Annotated in this window: 8 protein-coding genes; 4 read left to right on the top strand and 4 right to left on the bottom strand. The window is 42.4% G+C overall.

The features are described 5' to 3' along the window. Positions 1-24 precede the first annotated feature (24 nt). The 4 genes from AYJ08_RS12110 to AYJ08_RS12095 form a co-directional block, all read right to left on the bottom strand. Positions 25-1,173, bottom strand: coding sequence for a Ger(x)C family spore germination protein (locus AYJ08_RS12110; protein ID WP_064017938.1), 1,149 nt, complete (start codon positions 1,171-1,173; stop codon positions 25-27). Between the two features lie 5 nt (positions 1,174-1,178). After that, on the bottom strand, positions 1,179-2,678 hold the full coding sequence (locus AYJ08_RS12105) for a spore germination protein (protein WP_064018001.1): 1,500 nt from the start codon (positions 2,676-2,678) through the stop codon (positions 1,179-1,181). After that, the gene (locus AYJ08_RS12100) at positions 2,653-3,774 is read right to left on the bottom strand and encodes a GerAB/ArcD/ProY family transporter (RefSeq protein ID WP_064017937.1); all 1,122 of its coding nucleotides are present in this window, start codon (positions 3,772-3,774) and stop codon (positions 2,653-2,655) included. Before AYJ08_RS12100 ends, AYJ08_RS12105 begins: the two co-directional genes overlap by 26 nt. 102 nt (positions 3,775-3,876) lie before the next feature. After that, positions 3,877-4,860 (bottom strand): cation diffusion facilitator family transporter, encoded by a 984-nt coding sequence (locus AYJ08_RS12095; protein ID WP_064017936.1) that lies wholly within the window; start codon positions 4,858-4,860, stop codon positions 3,877-3,879. A 209-nt stretch (positions 4,861-5,069) separates the two neighbouring features. Between AYJ08_RS12095 and AYJ08_RS12090 the strand changes: the two genes are divergently transcribed. From AYJ08_RS12090 to AYJ08_RS12075, 4 genes are all read left to right on the top strand, one after another. After that, positions 5,070-5,408, top strand: coding sequence for a four-helix bundle copper-binding protein (locus AYJ08_RS12090; protein WP_064017935.1), 339 nt, complete (start codon positions 5,070-5,072; stop codon positions 5,406-5,408). A gap of 116 nt (positions 5,409-5,524) precedes the next feature. Beyond that, positions 5,525-6,232: a response regulator transcription factor gene (locus AYJ08_RS12085; RefSeq protein WP_003337929.1), complete on the top strand. Its 708-nt coding sequence runs from the start codon at positions 5,525-5,527 to the stop codon at positions 6,230-6,232. Further along, positions 6,229-7,218 carry a sensor histidine kinase gene (locus tag AYJ08_RS12080; protein ID WP_064017934.1) on the top strand — a complete coding sequence of 330 codons (990 nt, stop codon included), beginning with the start codon at positions 6,229-6,231 and terminating at the stop codon, positions 7,216-7,218. The genes AYJ08_RS12085 and AYJ08_RS12080 overlap by 4 nt, the downstream gene beginning before the upstream one ends. Before the next feature lie 320 nt (positions 7,219-7,538). After that, positions 7,539-19,100: a non-ribosomal peptide synthetase gene (locus AYJ08_RS12075; RefSeq protein ID WP_064017933.1), complete on the top strand. Its 11,562-nt coding sequence runs from the start codon at positions 7,539-7,541 to the stop codon at positions 19,098-19,100. Positions 19,101-19,128: the final 28 nt, after the last annotated feature.

Raw genomic sequence — 19,128 nt, 5'->3', positions numbered from 1 at the left:
TATGGACACTTTTGCTGACTTCCTCTATTTTTTTATGCGATACATGCCGGAGTGATCCAGTTTAACGTGGACTTGAATGGTTTTTAGCGACGCCTTTGTCAAGGTAATTCCATTATTGTCGGACAGACGCTTCCAGGCTTGTATATCTTGTTTGTACAGTTGATTTTTTAGTGAATATAGATCAATTCCCTTTTTTATTCCGTACTGATAGGTATCTCTAATTTCTTGTTTTATTTTCTGCTCTGCCCTTTTACGAAGCTCCTCCATATCCGCCTTCTCGGATAATTCATCTATTGACCCGTGCACCTCTACAGAAATGGAAAATCGTAGTTGTCCACTTTGATCAAATGTAAACTTTACTTGATGCTTGGGCTTGGAAAAGGACAGGTCAGCCAATGGTTTATCTTCACGATCTAGATGAACGAAGGTTTGAACAGTACTGGGTGTCATCCAGCGTAGACCAGCAATTTGCGCAGTTGGAAACCACCCGCCATTGGTCCCCGCTTTAATGGCATAGACGCCATCTATTTGGAATTGAGGTGTTTTTTTCTGATTTTTGGTCCATTCCTTTTGGCTAAGACTTAGGGATGGTAGTAATAACGTAAGCCCAGGCTCCCTTATTTCGTAAACAAACCGTTGAAACCTTATTGGTTCAATGATCGAATCCTGTTTAAAGGTTTCTTCCGGATTATGTAAGATGGTCAGGAGTGGCGACAGTCCAAATAGTGATGGAGTAGTAAATAAGCTTTCAATAGGCTTGTCTGAGCCAAAAATCCAAGGGGTGTATCGTACCTCAGGATAACGCAGCAAGCTATCAATATTTGCTAAAATATCTTTTGCTAACACCCTCTCACTTAGAACAATTCCGGTAACATAATCCCAAACAACACGTAATTGGTTAGATTTGAAAAAACGATTTATGGCTCGATCAATCGTTTTTCCTTTGGTCTGAGCGATCCAGATAGGCTTGTCTACTTTGTTGCTAGCTCCTTCCTGCTTAGCAATATTCGTGAAATCAAGCGACTGTGTATAGATAATAAATTCTCCATCCTTAAAATCAATCCCGAGTGCTGTCACGTAGTTGAGGTCTTGAATATTTTTATTATCCCAACAGCCGGTTAACAAAATCACCAGAGGGATTGTCAATAGATAGGAGATACATGTCCGAGACATCTTCCTCACGCTTCATCACTGCCTTGTCTAGTGGGATCGGTTGTATGCAGGATTTTCGGCCGTTTTCTCATCGCTTTTAAAGGAAGAGCGATTAACGATTGGAGCATATCTCCAAAGGTTGGCGGAGAAATTGGTGCTAAATAAGGAAGACCGAATGATTCCTGAGTGCTCAGATAAAGTACAATTGATAAAAGAGAGAGAAAAAAACCGTACATCCCTAAAAAGGACGATACAATGAGTACAAATATCCGCAGGACACTCACCGTTCCGCTCAACGATTGATTGACTAAGGTAAAAGTTGCTACTGCCGTCACTGCAGCAACGACCAAGGTAGTGGGGGAACCAAGCCCGGCACGGATGGAGGCATCCCCAACAATTAATCCCCCGACTACCGCTACTGTTTGGCCTACTGCTTTTGGCAAACGAACACCAGCCTCACGAAAAATTTCAAACAACCCCAGCATCAAGAACATTTCCATGGAGGATGAAAGAGGCAGTCCAACCCGTGCAGTGGTTACTGTAGCTAAGAGAGGAAACGGTAATTGTTCTACATTGAAGGAAATCAAAGCAGTCCAGAATCCAGGCGTAAAAATGGAAACAATCAAGCCAAGGAGCCTAAGGATACGCTCAAAGGTAACGAAATAGAAGGGAAAGTGGGCATCCTCAGGTGACTTTAGGGTCATAAGAAGATTGGTAGGCCCAATCAATGCCATAGGAGAACCTTCTATAAAAATGATAAAGCGTCCGCGCAATAAACTCTGTACAGCATAATCAGGACGTCCAATGTAATCCAATAGAGGAAATAAAGAATAAGAGGAGTCTCCTAAGGCTTCCCCAAGCTGAGAGCTACTGACTAATGCATCTGCACTGATGCTTGTAAGCCGATGTCGTACTTCTTCTACGAGTCTGGGATCAATAATATCTTTTATATACAAAAGAGCTACCTGAGATTGACTGCGCAGACCGATCGTAAAGCTTTCATTCCACATTGATTCAGAGCGAAGTCTTTTTCTAATCAGGGCTATGTTTGTTGAAACGCTTTCTGTAAACCCATCCTTTGGGCCTTTGACTGAAATCTCCGTATTAGATTCTTCAGGCGAACGATTTGGGGGATCTGAAATATCCAATACAAAGGCTCGATCATATGTATCGACAGTAATGATGAGCTTCCCAGTAAACAGCTCTCGCTCAATCTCTTTTAGATCAATAGGTGAATCTATAGGCTGCACGGGTAAGCTTCGGTATTGCTCTAACTCTTCTAATGAGGAATATCTGCTAAACTTTTTTTGGAGATCGGAAAACACAAATTGCCGATACATTCTAGCATCGATTAGTCCATCACAATAAAAAAACGAAATAGGTACAGATGAATCTGTGGTAGCAAACTGAAATGTTTCTACTTTTACATCAGCACATTTTGCAAAATAGTCACAGAGAAGGTGACGTAAGCTTACGATGCTGTTTATGCTGGTAGCTTGGTTATGTTGATTTGCTTCCTTTTGCATGTTCATCCGTACCTCTCGCGTTCTGTTTTGACCAGCTTCCAATGAAAGCAAGTAAGAGGGAAATAGCCAATAAAACAAATAAAGCTAAGGGAAAATAGATTCTTTTAAAGGTATCAATTAATAAAGGGTCCTGTGTATGCAATAAGATAATGACTACAATAAGGATGCCAGACAATATCGTTACTAGGATTTGATGGCCGCGTTTTTTTATGGGGAGGACGTCATAAATAAGGAATAAAGCTAGTGAAACACGGATAAATGCTCCAGATAACCATTGGAAGATAGAGAGAAAATCAACATGCTCAATATACTTGCCAATGGTTACAAGGCGCCATTGCTCAAAAGATGGATACATTTGATTCGCAGCTTCTTTTGGCCCGAAACTAGCTACTGCACCCATATAGGGTCCAAGTGTTAGGCCAGCGAGTAGGATACAGAGCCACACTGCCTTTTTAAAGGTGATTGAGGTAGAAATGTGGTGTTGTAGCATCAAAAGAAAGATGATTTCTACCATACCATTTCCAATGATCATGGCACCTCTTAGAACGGGAAGATAACCATTTTCGAGAATCGGCAGTAAAAGGGTATAATTCTTGTACTGAAAGTTGGAGCCCATCACGAAATACCCTAATAAAATAACGATTGGTAATATGATTCCAGCACAAATGGCTAAGGGTTGGATACCAGATAAAGCACAAAGTATGGATAATAGGATCATGCTGGCAGCTACCAAAAATACAGGGGTTTGCGGTAAATAGGAAATCTTGGTCCACATGGTTATATCTAGAGTTGTAACATATATATCTGAGAGTAAGTAGAGTATGAACAGCCCGATGATGATCCAAGCAAACCAAGCACTGCTCTGTTGGGTAATCCAAGAAAATAAATTCGTGCCCCTTTGCCGACGAATAATGAACAGCAACAGAGGAAGCCAGCAGATTGCAAGTATCATAGCAATGAGGATACTGATCCAACCGTCTCTTTCAACCGTACGAAGTAATAAGGGAATTAAAATAACATGGTTAAGAAGTCCTGCTGATAGAAAGAGAATGCAGCAGGCTTGTAGGAACGTAATAGGTGTATTTCTATATTTCACAAGATATCCTCCATTTACTAAAAATGGATTTTTCTTAGTGTGATCGAAATCAAGCAGGTTTAATCGAAAAAAGTCTTTCCTAAAAAAGGAAAGACTTGGGAGCTAATGACTGTGCTCATGTTTATGATTATGTGCATGCTCGTGCTTGTTACTTGTTTGAGGTCCTGTTTCACATAAAAGCTCCTGATGTAAAATACTTGAATCTTCAATTTGAATGGTGGAGTGGGTAATGCCGAATTGATGTTCTAACAAGTGTAATGCTTTTTGCAGAATAGGGTAACTGGCTAAGCCATCTTTAACATGTAAATGGCAACTGAGTGAATCAAATCCAGAGGTAACCGTCCAGATATGTAAATCATGCACACTAGTAACTCCTTCAATCTTGGATAAAGCATCCGAAACCTGATCAGCGTCTATCGAAGCTGGTGTGCTTTCCATGAGAACATCAACAGAATCTCTAGTAACACGCCAGGCGCTTAACATAATCAGGACCGCTACTACTACACTGATGATGGGGTCTGCGATATACCAATTGAATTTCCACATGAGAAGACCTGCTAGAATGGCCCCTACTGATCCTAATAGATCACCAAGGACATGCAAAAAAGCACTACGAATATTCAGGTTGTTTTTGTAATCACCACGCATCAGAACGAAGGCGGCTGCAATGTTAGCCAATAGACCAACGAACGCAATTCCCATCATCGACAGACTTGCTACTTCAGGTGGTGCGAAGAATCGTTGATAAGCCTCCCAAATGATGACAAGAGAGATAACCACGAGCATTACACCATTAATGAGAGCGGCTAGGATTTCGAAGCGATAAAAGCCGTATGTTTTTTTGGCTGAAGGTTTTCTAGCGGCAAAAAACATGGCGATCAGACTAAGAAATAGAGCAGAAGAGTCGCTTAGCATATGCCCTGCATCCGACAAAAGGGCAAGGCTGTTTGTTAGAAAGCCGCCAATCACCTCTACAATTAAAAAAGCAGTGATTATCAATAGGGAAATCAATAGAGCGCGCTTGTTCGCTCCTTTCCCGTGATGATGATGTCCTCCTCCGTGAGAATGATCATGATGGTGTCCCATATAAATTCTCCTTTCAACAAGAAATCAGTAAGCTATACTCCTGTAAACGTGGATAGATGTTTATGTATTGTTGCCTTGTTTGATTTATATTATATAACCAAACCGCTAAACATTCAAATGTTTATTTGAATGTTTGAATGATAATCCGCTGATTCTCCTTTTCTCACAACGGGTAAATACTAGGAACGAAAGAGACGGAGGTAGAAAAGATGCAAGTAACACCTCAACAGGTAGAGAATTGCCTACAAGTGTGTAAGGCTTGTTTACAGGCCTGCAATGAATGCTATGTAGCCTGTCTACAGGATAGTGAGCTAGATAGATACCGAGATTGTCTTTTCATCGTACGGCAAAGTGCAGAGATATGTATGCTAGCAATTAGTGCATTATCCTTGGATAGTATGTTTTGTAGTCAGATCTGCAAATTAACAGCGGAAATCTGCGAAGCATGTGCAAAAATATGCAGTCAGTTTGAACAAGATCATTGTCAGGCATGCGCTCATGCTTGTTATCAATGCGCAGCAGCTTGTCGGGAAATGGTCATTCACTAACTTGGCAGACAGTCGCCGGATTTTGTATCATTGACTTTATTGGTATGCGATAATGTATTCGGATAAAAATGTGATAAACTAAAGGGAAGCAAACGGTTGGAAAAGGGGAAAATGAGATGAACGTAAATACTGTATACATCGTGGAAGATGATCCCAAACTAGCTGAACTCTTACAAAGTTATATTGAAAAATATGGATATCAAGCTGTTATTGTTAAGAACTTTGAACGTGTGATAGAGGAATTTCAAGAGCTGAATCCACAGTTGGTTCTTTTAGATGTGAATTTGCCAAAATTCGATGGCTATTATTGGTGTCGCCAAATCAGAAAAATCTCTACATGTCCAATCCTGTTCATTTCAGCCCGAGCAGGGGAAATGGATCAGATTCTAGGCTTGGAGAACGGGGCAGATGACTATATAGCTAAACCGTTTCACTATGATGTTGTGATGGCCAAAATCCGCAGCCATTTACGCCGCAACTATGGAGATTATGCGCCCAAAATGCAGGAGAGAATTGTACAACAGGCTGGATTAACATTGTACCCAGAACGAATGGAGCTCACATTACATAACGAAATGGTGAGTTTAACCAAAAAAGAGGCTGTATTAATTGAAGAGCTAATGAAACGCTACCCCCGCATTGTGAGTCGTGAGCGTTTGCTGGAAAACTTATGGGATGATCAGGTGTACGTGGACGATAATACATTAAATGTGAATATCACACGTGTCCGTAAAAAGTTTCAGGAATTAGGGATTGAAGATGCAATTGAAACAGTGCGTGGAGCTGGGTACCGATTAGTGCTAACGTGGGGGAATGAAGCGTGAAGTTGTTCTTTCGTGAACATCTGCGACTGATATTCTTTCAGGTTTTTCAATTGCTGTTTGTTTTGTTCATCTTATTATTAGACGGATATGCTAAAAACTCCGTGTTAATCTATATGTTTGTTTTAAGTATAGGCTTGTTAGCTATCTATCTTTTTATTACTTACATCCGCTCAAGAGAATTTTATTTGCATTTACAAAAGCCAATGGAAACTCTGGAGGATTCTTTAGTTGATTTTCACGAAACACCAGTTAGTGAAGCGTATGCCGAAGCAATGCAAAGTCAATATCGGATGTATCAGCAAATGATCCTTGAGCATGAGCGGAAGAAGGACGAGCATGTTACTTTCATGAATCAGTGGGTTCATCAGATGAAGACACCTCTGTCTGTCATTCAGTTATTAGTACAGGATGAGGATGATCCGCCTTTCCCAAGTATCAGAGAAGAGGCGGAGCGGATTGGACGAGGATTGGAAATGGTCCTGCATACATCCCGCCTAGAAGTATTTGAGCGAGACTTCCGTGTTGATTCTGTTGAATTGAAGCCGATTGTGCAACGGGTCATACAGGAGAATAAAACCTATTTTATTCGTAATCAGGTTTATCCAGATGTACAAATTCCGGATGGGCTGTATGTGAAATCGGATTCGAAATGGCTTCCTTTTATGTTAAATCAAATTATTACGAATGCGATTAAATATTCCGCAGGCTCTAAGCAAAAGGTTACCATTTCTGCAACCCAAGAGGAGACAGAGGTTAGATTAGAAATTACCGATAGAGGAGTAGGAATTCCCGAAGCAGATATTAAACGGGTATTCCGTCCTTTCTTTACTGGAGAGAATGGTCGTAAATATCGAGAATCAACTGGAATGGGACTATATTTGGTACAACAGATTAGCGAGAAATTAGATCATCAGGTGAGCATTACCTCAGCAGTAGGAGAGGGAACGACAGTTTCGTTGGTTTTCCCCTGCCATATGATCAAGTAATGACAATAATTCTTATCTAGAAACCAAGAAAGAAGCAATTCAGATGCAGGCTAGAGATGTGAATGACAGAGTGTCATCACGTTTCTAGTCTGCTTTGCTTTCCTGCTCAATCCTTCTTTTTTACAATTTTGGAGCTAGTGTAATCCTATACAATTATAGTAGAAAAGTCCTATTTTAATAAAAGGCATCTTTTCTAAAAATAACTTGTATATATGTAGCATATAAGTGGAAAAGTAGTAAGCTATTTTTACGTGTACAGAGTAATTAAACCTAGTAAACGAATGTGTAAACTTGTAATTTTTAGCATAAGGGGGGTATTTATGCAAGGATATTTTCCTTTAACGCAAGCTCAAAAGCGAATTTGGTTAACGGAACAGCTTTATCCCGGAACAAGCATTTCCAATCTAAGCTTTCTTTTAAAAATAAAGGACCCCAAGGGTGTACGGGATGATCATCTCATTTCGTCTTTGCATGAAACAGTTCGTTTTTTTGATTCATTACGGATTAAAATCACAGTGAATCAGGACAAAGAACCCTATCAATACCAAGGGAAATATGAGAAGTTTCCTATAAAACGAATACCTGTGACCTGCGAACAAGACAGAATCCGAGGCCTAGAATGGTGTCGGCAGGAAGCACAGAGACCGATGACTTTGTATGAGCATGATTTGTTTTCCTCTGCCATCTGCAAAATCAATGAGGAGGAGGGCTGGATTTTTTTCAAAGTCCATCATATTATCATGGACGGGATTTCCCTAGTGATGATTGCTAGCCACATCCTTGATGCATACGAACAGCTTGTTGCAAGGAAGAAAGCTGAGCCTGCATCCTCTCCCTCTTATTTGGAATATGTACAAAGTGAGATGGCCTATGTTACCTCTGGGCGATTTCAAAAAGACAAAAGGTTTTGGAACACGACCTTTCAAGATATTCCTGAAGTAGCCCGGCTTGCCATCAAGGAAGGCCATCGCTCACATATCAAGGCACAGCGTTTTACTAAAACAATTCCTCACATACTCCATCAAGGTATGAAAGACTTCTGCGCCCAACATCGCATAAGCCCACACACTTTCTTTCTCTCCCTTCTCTATATCTACGTATATCGAATGACTGGCCAAACTGATCAAGTGATTGGAACCTTTCTGGCAAATCGCACGAATGCAGTAGAAAAACAAATGCTGGGAATGTTTGTTTCTACGGTTCCAATACGTTTTGAGCTTAGAGAATCAGACGATTTTCTCACCACAGCTCAGCGATTACATAAAGTTCAAGCAGCAATTATTCGCCATCAAAAATACCCCTACAATTTCTTATTGCAGGATTTACGAGAAAAACAAGCAGGGTTAAACAGGCTGTTTGCTCATACCTTGGAATTTCAAGCTGTCCAAATAAAAGAACGAGAGTACGCCTTAGAAAGAGAAGTACTTTTTTCGGGTGAAGAGGCTAACGATTTTTCTATCCACATTAAGGAGTACATAGATCAAGGAAGGCTAGTCATAGATATTGATTATGCAACAGAATTATTTATACATGAGGAGATAGATCGTCTTTATCGTTGCCTTATCATGCTAGTAGAAGAAGCCATTTCAACATCTGCTAAAGCGATTACGGAAATGGAGCTATGCCCGATAGAGGACAGAGATCTGCTTTTGCAACCCGCTAGGCGGCATACTAAGGACCCTGTGAATGAATTAACTTTAACAGATAGGTTCGATCAACAAGTGAAAAAACATCCGAGCCAGCCAGCAATCATGTTTCATGACAGATGCTTGAGTTATCAGGATGTACATGAGCGAGTCGATCAGGTAAGCCGATATTTACAAGCCCAAGGAGTAAAGGCAGACGAACCTGTCGCGATTTTCATGGAACGCTCCGAAAAAATAATCATCGCGATACTTGCTGTGTTAAAGGCAGGAGGAGCTTATGTACCGCTTGACCCAACAGCTCCTGCAAAACGGCTGCAATATATTATCGAGGATGCTCAGGCCGCGATGCTTATCACAGAGGAAAAAGCAGATTGGCTAAACCATGCAGAAGGGGTTAAGACCATTCTGTTTACAGAAGAGCTGCTATGCTGCAAGGAAACAAACCTAGCAGACGGCCATGGTGCGAATTTTAGGAATCAATCGCTATTAAATCAGGCTAATCCTAACCGGCTTGCCTACATTCTTTATACCTCTGGAACGACGGGTAAACCTAAGGGCGTTATGATTGAGCATAGACAGGTGAATCATCTTTTGGAAGGCATGGAAAAACGGATCTATGGCCAATATGAGCATCCATTACAAATCGCCTTACTCGCCCCGCTGCATTTTGATGCATCTGTTCAACAAATTTTTGCTTCCCTTTTGTATGGGCATACTCTCCACATCGCTCCTCCTTTTTCCCTTATGAATGGGTCAGCATTGACCGAGTTTTATAAAACACATCAAATTGAAATCACAGATGCTACACCTGCGCATCTTCAGCTATTGCTGGAGGCAGAGAATGTTAATGGAGTGCTTCTGAAGCATATGCTAGTGGGAGGGGAAGCTCTTCCGTGGGACAGCGTATCGAAATGGAAGCAGAAATGTAAGGAAGCGGGCGCTGTAACACCGAGAATCACCAATGTGTATGGTCCTACAGAATGCTGCGTTGATGTGACTACCTATGATCTTCCCAGTGAAGCACTCTCTCCTTTTGCAGCGAATGGTCCTTACGTTCCGATAGGCAAGGGGTTTGGTAATAATCGACTTTATATCTTGGATAAAAACCGCAGGCTATTGCCTTATGGAGCAGTCGGAGAGCTTTGCATTGCTGGAGATAGTGTAGGGCGTGGCTATCTGAATTTACACGAGCTAACCGCAGAAAAATTCGTTGTTAATCCATTTGATTTACAGGAAAGGATGTTTTGCACGGGAGATTTGGCTCGATGGATGCCAGATGGGAATCTAGAATATCTAGGAAGAGCAGATGACCAGGTGAAGATTCGCGGCTTTCGCATCGAACTAGGTGAAATTGAGGCTACCCTCCTTCATCAACCAGATGTTAAAAAAGCGGTAGTGCTGGCTCTTTTGGATCGTCAGGGAGAACGGGAGCTGTGTGCTTTTGTTGTGCCTGAACACCGAGAAAACCCTCCTGCGATTGCCATGCTACGAAGCTCACTGGCTGTTCAGTTACCTTCCTATATGATTCCTGCCCATTTTATAATCATGGATCAGCTACCAGTAACTTCCAATGGAAAAATTAATCGGCAAGAACTAGCACAGCAAAAGATGTCTCTTGTGTGTGACAAGGATATTGCCATGCCAGAGAACGAGACAGAACGTCGTTTGCTCCTCTTATGGAGAGAGGTTCTGGATATAGAAAAGATCGGCATCCATGATTCCTTTTTTGAAACGGGAGGGCATTCGCTTAAAGCGATGAAATTGCTGAACCGACTTCGCAAGGAATGGGGAGTAGACGTGCCGATCCGGGTCTTGTTTGAATGCCCTACCATTCATTTCATGGCTCACTATATTCAAAATCAGAAGGCTAAGGGACATTTCTATAACAAGATAAAGTCAGCTGCTACCAGCGATGTCTATCCCCTTTCCTTTGCTCAGCGCCGCATCTATTTATCCAGTCAGGTAAATGGCGAATCGACTGTTTATAATATGCCAGCTATGGTGCACCTAAAAGGTTTTCTTGATATCGAGCGTTTAGAAAAAACCTTGAATGAAGTGATAAAACGTCATGAAGTATTGCGAACCTCCTTTGTTACGAGAGATGGTGTTCCCTTCCAGAAGATACATGAAGAGGCTTCACTAACTATCGCGCGATTGGGTGCTGCAAAAGAGAGCTTGAATACAAGCATGGCAGAATTTATTAAGCCCTTCTCCCTGCATATAGCCCCGCTTTTACGTGCCGGAATTGTATCAATCAATGAAACAGAGCATGTCATGATGTTTGATATGCACCATATTATTTCCGATGGAGTGACGATTCAGCTTCTGTGTAACGAAATGGCAAAGCTGTATGCAAATGAACAGCTACCAGAACCGGCGCTGCATTATAAGGATTATGTATGCTGGCAAGAAGCACGTATAGAATTATTGACAGAGCTGGAGGGCTACTGGCTAGAACGTTTTAGAGATGAGCCTCCGGTGCTCCAATTGCCAACAGATTATCCAAGACCGGCGATACAAACTTTTGATGGAGACAGAGTTACTTTTTGGCTAAACAAAGAACAGAAGCTATATTTACAGCAGGTAGCGGAACAAAGCGGAACCACACTTTATATAGTTATGTTGGCCGCCTACTATGTATTGCTTGCTAAATACACCGGGCAAGAGGAATTCATTGTAGGGACCCCTGTAGCGGGAAGGAATCACCCTGATACGGAGAAAATCATGGGCATGTTTGTAAATACAGTAGCTATTTTTGCAAAGCTTGATTCATCAAAAACCTTTGCTGATTTCCTAAAAGAGTTACAGGAGTGCGTACTAGGTGCTTTTGAACATCAGGATTACCCGTTTGAGTGGCTATTGGAAAAACTCAAGGTAGAGCGGGATTTAAGCAGGCATCCTTTGTTTGATACGATGTTTATTCTGCAAAGCTCTTTAGCAGAGCTACCAGCTTTTCCAGATTTGAGTTTGGAGGCATTTGAAACAAATTTTCACATTGCTAAATTTGATATAACCATCCAGGTGCAAGAGGAGCAGGCTGGTCTACGCATTGATCTGGACTATAACACGAACCTGTTTACGAACGAAAGTATGAAACGTATGCTGGGTCATTATGTTTATCTTCTCCAAACGTTAACACGAGACTCCGATACTCCGATATCTGAGATTGCGATGATGTCACGCGAGGAAAGAGAGCAGGTCTTATCTCTCAATTCTCAGGTTGACCCTCACATCGATCAGACCTTGGTAAGCTTGTTTGAAGAACAAGTAAGCAAAACTCCCGATCAAGTTGCTGTGCAGTGTCTGGGAGCAAGTATGACGTATCGGGAAATAAATGAACGAGCAAATCAATTGGCTCGTGCACTGATAGCTAAAGGAGCTAAGGCAGGAACGGTTGTAGCAATGCTGCTGGAGAGGTGTATTGACATGGTAGTCACCACGGTGGCGATTGTGAAAGCAGGCGGGATTTTTATGCCGCTGGATATAGGGTTCCCTGCCGAGCGGATTACTTATCTTTTAGCAGATAGCAAGGCGAGTTTACTTATTACACAACGTTGTCAGGACTTCCTTCTGGAGCAGATCAGATTTTCAGGACAAAAGTTGTATGTAGAGGATGCTTCCCTGTATGAAGGGGAATCAACAAATGTAGGGCAAGAAATGAAAGCCAGCGATATGGTCACCATTACGTACACCTCTGGAACAACAGGCTTGCCTAAGGGAAACATGGTGATGCACCAAAATATAATCCGGGTTACTCATCAGATGAATTATTTGACGCTGGATGAATCAGACACCGTATTGTCTCTATCTAATTATGTGTTTGATGGTTATTTGTTCGATATCTTTGCTGCTTTATTGAATGGCGCCAGACTTGTGGTGGCAACAAAGGAACAGACGCTAGATGTCAATCAGCTATCACAGCTAATAGAAAAAGAGCGTATTAGTGTTCTGTTTATGACGACTGCATTGTTTAATGTGATGGTGGATAGTAAACTGGAATGCTTCAAAAACGTGCGAAAGGTTTTGTTCGGAGGGGAACGTGCCTCTGTGGAACATGTGCGCGAAGCAGTGGAAGCATTGGGATCCGATAAACTGATTCACGTCTATGGCCCTTCTGAGAGCTCCATCTTCGCCACCTTTTATCCAGTACAGAAGGTCTCGAAGTCCGCAACGTTTATTCCCATCGGTAAACCAATCAATGACACATCTGTCTATATCGTAAACGCATGGGGGCAGCTTAACCCGATCGGTGTAGTGGGTGAGCTTTGTCTTGGAGGAGCTGGGCTGGTTCTGGGGTATTGGAATCGTCCTGAACTGACGGCAGAAAGCTTTATTTGCTCCCCTATCTATCCTCATAACCGTATGTATCGCACGGGAGATTTAGCGAGATTATTACCGGATGGCAACATTGAATATTTTGGTCGAGCTGACATGCAGGTAAAAGTAAGAGGGCATCGGATCGAGCTGGCAGAGATCGAGCATCAAATAATGAAGCATGAAGCGATTCGAGAGGCAGTCGTAATCGCAGGTAATCGAACCGCGAAGGATACAGAATTGATCGCTTATTTTGTTGCTGATCGGTTAATACCTAGTGGAGAGGTCCGAGAACATATCAGTAGGCAGTTACCTGTTTATATGATGCCAACACGAATCATACAGCTAGATAACATTCCACTGACTGGGATTGGAAAAGTGGATCGTAGAGCACTAATGTCCATAAAAGTGCCGGAGCGGGAAGAAAATGATGCTTATCGACCGCCTATTAGCACCATGGAGAAGGCTGTGGTACAGGTAATGCAGGAAGTGCTTGCTTGTGAGCAGATTGGAATGAACGATCACTTTTTCGCACGTGGAGGTCATTCGCTTAAAGCGATGATGTTTATTTCCAAATTTGCCGAGCAGGTGGGTATAGAGATACCGTTGCGGGTGATTTTTGAAGCGGAAAATATTCAAGAGATTGCTAATTATGCAGAGCGCTCCCCAAAATGTGATCAGCCAAGAATCACTGCCTTACCCCAACGCCCCTTTTATCCGGTTTCTTCGTCTCAAAAGCGTTTGTATGCAATCAGCGAATTGGAGGGTGGTGGAACCGCTTATCATATTCCTATTGCCTTAATCAGTGATCTGCCTCTGGAGCACGGGCGTTTAGAAAAGGCTTTGCAGCAGTTGATTATGCGGCATGAAGCACTGCGAACCTCCTTTCATACCGTGTCGGGTAAAGTAGTTCAAAGCATTCATCATAAAATAGATTTCATGCTGCCTTGGCGAAAAGTAACAAGCGAAAGGGAAATAGGAGAGTTATTTTCTGCTTTTATCCAACCGTTTCATCTCAAAAAAGCACCGCTTTTTCGAGCAGAATTCATTCAGTTGGCAGATAACCGCAATGTTCTCTTTCTTGATTTTCATCACATTGCGGCGGATGGAACCTCTTTGGGAATCCTTCTGCACGAGCTAAGCCAGCTTTATGGCGGGGAGGAGATTCCTGCACCGATATTTGGCTATAAAGAGTATGCAGTTTGGCAAAATCAATGGCTCACCTCTTCAGATAAGCAAAAGCAGGAGAACTATTGGATGAACATATTTGCCAATCAGGTTCCCCTGCTGAACTGGAAGACTAGTAAAGAACGTCCTGCATTGAAAAGCTACGAGGGTGATTTCCTGACAAACGAGACTAATGAGGAGCTATTGACAGGCTTGCATGCATACTGTGCTCAAACAGGAACAACCCCATTTATGGTGCTTCTTGCCGCTTATATTATTTTACTACATCAAAACAATGGGCAAGAGGATATCATAGTCGGTACCCCGATCGCAGGTAGAAGACTTCCCGAGGTACAACAGATGGTAGGAATGTTTGTTGGTATGCTACCAATACGCAGTAGCCCGTCAGATAGGAAAACTTGTAAGGATTTTCTACTGGAAGTCAAAGAGACGGTCTTGCAAGCCTTTGAGCATCAGGATTATCCCTTGGAGCTACTTGTGGATAAAATAGGCTTGCCTCGTGACACAAGCCGTAGCCCTTTGTTTGATACGGTATTTGCTCTGCAAAACATGGAGTTAGCAGAGGCGAGGCTTGGAAAAAGTACGTTAGAGCCGTACCCTGTTCTCAACAAAATTGCCAAGTACGATGTCACATTTATGGTTAGAGAAGTCAATAAAAGATTGAAGATAGATGTGGAATATAGCACAGCGCTTTTTGAACAAGAGCAGATCATCTTATTTACAGAGCAGTATATACGTGTATTGGAGTGTATGCTTGCACATCCCGATTGGCAGCTCAGTGAGATCGGAGTTTCTACTGGCGAGGAGTTTAGTGAGAGGCGCAGAGCGTACTGGGCATCACAATTGTCGGAAGACTGGCCTTTGCTAAAGCTACCTACGGATATACAGAGTTCGAAGGCGGAGAAAGAAGCCGTGCTTCAATCCACAAAAATAACGATAAAAAAGGAAATCGCACAACGTCTTGTTCAGTTTGCAAAATCTGAGAATATTCCGCTATCAACGCTTTTGTTAACGGCGTATTCCTCTTGGCTGGCCCGAATGACTAATCAGGAGGATATAGCCATTGCATTTATAGATTACTCTCGAATGGATTTTGAACAAAGCTGTTTATTTCCAATTAGAGCAACCCCGCGAGAAGAGAAAGCCTTTAACGAGTTTGCTCGTGAATTACACCATGTCCTTCATCAATCCTACGTACATCGTCAGGGGTTAAACGATGAGTGGAAAAAGCAAGCATTACATCTAGAGGAGCAGTTACAACGTCCTTTATGTAACACTACGTTCATCTATGCTACAGATGATATAGAAGGATATCCTCCATCAAAGAGGCCAATTATAAGTGACTCATCTGTGCTGTCCTTGATGATTATGGAAGCAAAAGAAGAGCTATCTGTACAAATGAACTATGATGCAAATCGAATCTCAGCGCAGACGATAAAGCGATGGGGTGAGTATTTTCTTGCTTTACTTGAGCATGTGGGCTTGGAAACATCAATGGAAATTGGGAAGCTGCGACTTTTGTCACAGAATAAACAACAGAAGCTATTGAAGATGATTAATAATACAAAAGAGGACTATCCTTGTGAACAGACCATTCCCTTCCTATTTGAGGAACAGGTAAAACGAAACCCTGAGCGTATAGCGATTGTACATGAAAATCAACACCTGACGTACAGACAGCTTAATGAACGATCAAACCGTTTAGCCCACCGACTTGTAAAGCAAGGAGTTGCGCGGGAGGGAATAGTCGGAATTTCGTTTGACTCATCCTTTGAGATGATTATTAGCATCCTTGCCGTTTTGAAATCGGGAGCTGCATACCTACCTATTGATCCCCATTATCCTGAAGAACGGATTCGCTATTTACTCGAAGACAGCAAAACGACTCTCTTACTTACACAACGTCGATTAGCAAACCGTTTTGAAGGAGTTCCCCTTTTATATGCTGATGATCGCTATGAAGCAGCAGTACCGACAGAAAATCTACCCAACGAGAATCACCCTACAGATTTGGCCTATGTCATGTATACATCAGGCTCTACAGGCAATCCAAAGGGGGTAATGATTGAGCACAGAAATATCATTCGACTTGTATACAATACCCGTTATATGCCTTTCCATCAAAATCATCGAGTGGTCCAAACGGGTTCCCTGAGTTTTGATGCGAGTACGTTTGAGGTGTTTGGCAGCTTGTTGCATGGCTCTGCTCTGTATCTGATTGAAAAAGAGAAGCTTCTAGATGTGCAGGCATTTACCCAGTTTCTTAATAAGCATAGCATCACCACGATGTTTCTGATATCGCCGCTGTTTCATCAATTTGCTGAGCAAAATCCCTTGATGTTTGCGCCACTCCAGCATTTGATTGTCGGGGGAGATGTTCTTGTCCCGCATTATATCAATCGGGTCAGACGAGAGTGTCCAGCCTTGAAGATCTGGAACGCATATGGCCCAACAGAGAACACAACATTTTCGACAGTTATGCCCATTCATGAGGAATATCGGGATGTAATTCCCATCGGAAAACCGATAGGCAATTCTACGGTTTATATTTTGAATCGAAGTAATCAGCTTCAGCCTATCGGGGTGGCAGGAGAGCTATACGTTGGAGGGGATGGAGTTGGACGTGGCTATCTTCATCGCCCTGAATTAACGTGTGATACATTCATTGTTAATCCGTTTGTGCCATCAGAAAGAATGTATCGAACAGGAGATTTGGCGAAATGGCTGCCTGATGGAAATATTCATTTTTTAGGCAGAGTAGATCATCAGGTTAAAGTGAGAGGCTATCGAATAGAATTGGGCGAGATCGAGACGAGGCTGTTACGTGTAAGTGGTGTACGCGAAGCAGTCGTGATTGTACGGGAGGACACACGTGATCACCCTTATATGATTGCTTATTTCACGGCAGAGCAGACCATCACCCCAGAGGAAATGCGTCAGCAGCTTATGCATTTTCTGCCTGAATATATGCTTCCGTCTTACTTTGTTCAATTGGAAGTTTTACCGCTGACAGCTCACGGAAAAGTAGATCGCAATGCATTGCCTCAGCCTTCCGTTCCTTCAGATCTGGGATATGAGACAGAAGTCAGGAGCGAGCAGGAGGAATTGCTCGTCCATCACTGGCAGCAGGCACTGGGAATTGATAAAGTTGGGCTTCATGACAACTTCTTTACACTTGGCGGTGACTCTATCAAAGCCATTCAATTGACAGCTAGCCTCTATCAACATGGCTTAAAGCTTGAGATGAAGGATCTGTTCCAGTATCCGAGCATTGCACAGGTGGCTCCTTATTTGCAAAAAATTTCGCAGACACACATGGACCAATCTCCAGTAGAGGGAGAAGTGCTGCTTACTCCGATTCAGCATTGGTTTTTTGAGCAGCAGTTTACAGATGAGCATCACTGGAATCAGGATATGCTGCTTTATGCCAAGGAAGGCTTTGATTTGCAGATAACCAAGCAAGTTATTCAAAAGCTGTGGGAACACCACGATGCACTTCGAATGGCCTTCCTAAGTGAAGCGGGAGAAGTAATTGCTTATAATTACGGTCCAACTATGTTGGATTGTCAGCTTATCAGCTCTCCCTTACAAGGGGATTACGCAACACGAGTGAAGATGCTGAGTCAAAAAGCGGCACAGATGCAAGCAAGTATGGCAGTTGCAGAGGGGCCTTTATGTAAAGTAGGGCTTTTTACTTCCGAGGAAGGGGATTATCTCCTGTTTGTTATTCATCATTTAGTGGTGGATGGAGTCTCTTGGCGCATATTACTGGAGGATTTCATATCAGGCTACTATCAGGCACAAAGGGGAGAAGAAATTATATTTCCTGCTAAAACGCATTCTTGTCAGGAATGGGCGAGAAATGTAGCGGTGTATGCAAATAGCAAAGCTTTTATAAAAGAAATAGACTACTGGAAAAGCATTGAGCAGACAACAGTACCTCGTCTTCCAAAAGATACGGAAATCGAGTCATGTACAAGACAAGAGGAGCTACATCTGCAATTTCAGCTGAGTAAAGACAATACGCAAGAATTACTGACAAAGGTGCATCAAGCGTACCATACCGAAATGAATGACATTCTTTTAACAGCTCTGGGCTTAGCCTTACATGCTTGGACGGGTGAAGAGCAATTCTTAATCAATCTGGAAGGGCACGGACGCGAAGAAATTGTCGAAGGAATAAACATTTCTCGTACGGTTGGATGGTTCACCAGTCAATATCCAGTCATTCTTCCGGTAACACATGCTAGTCAGCTTCCCTCTCAAATTAAGCAAATAAAAGAGCATCTTCGCAGTATTCCTCATAAAGGAATCGGCTACGGAATATTGCGATATGTAACGGAGGAGCGGAACAAGCAGGGGCTGTCTTTGCAATTGACTCCAGAGATTAGCTTTAACTACTTAGGACAATTTCAGCAAAGGGACGGGGATGGACTATTTGCTCGATCAGAGCTCTTTGTAGGTCCTAACATCAGTCCTAGGTCGGAAAAATTATTTCCGCTTGAAATCGTTGGATTTATAGAGAATGAGAGGCTTCACATGCGAATCTCATACCATCCTCACATGTATAATCAACAGACCATGCATGTTTTCAGCGAGCGGTTTCAGGAAAACTTATTGATGCTTATTAAGCATTGTGCAGAACAGAAGGAGAGTCAGCGGACACCCAGTGATTTTGGAGATGATGAACTGACCATAGAAGAGATGGATAAGTTATTTCAGTCGTTTCAATAAAGGCAAAACATTTTCTAAATGAGGTGAC

The sequence above is a fragment of the Brevibacillus sp. SKDU10 genome (genome assembly GCF_001645205.1).
GTDB classification, from domain to species: Bacteria; Bacillota; Bacilli; order Brevibacillales; family Brevibacillaceae; genus Brevibacillus_B; species Brevibacillus_B halotolerans.
This window is presented reverse-complemented; position numbering and strand designations above follow the sequence as displayed.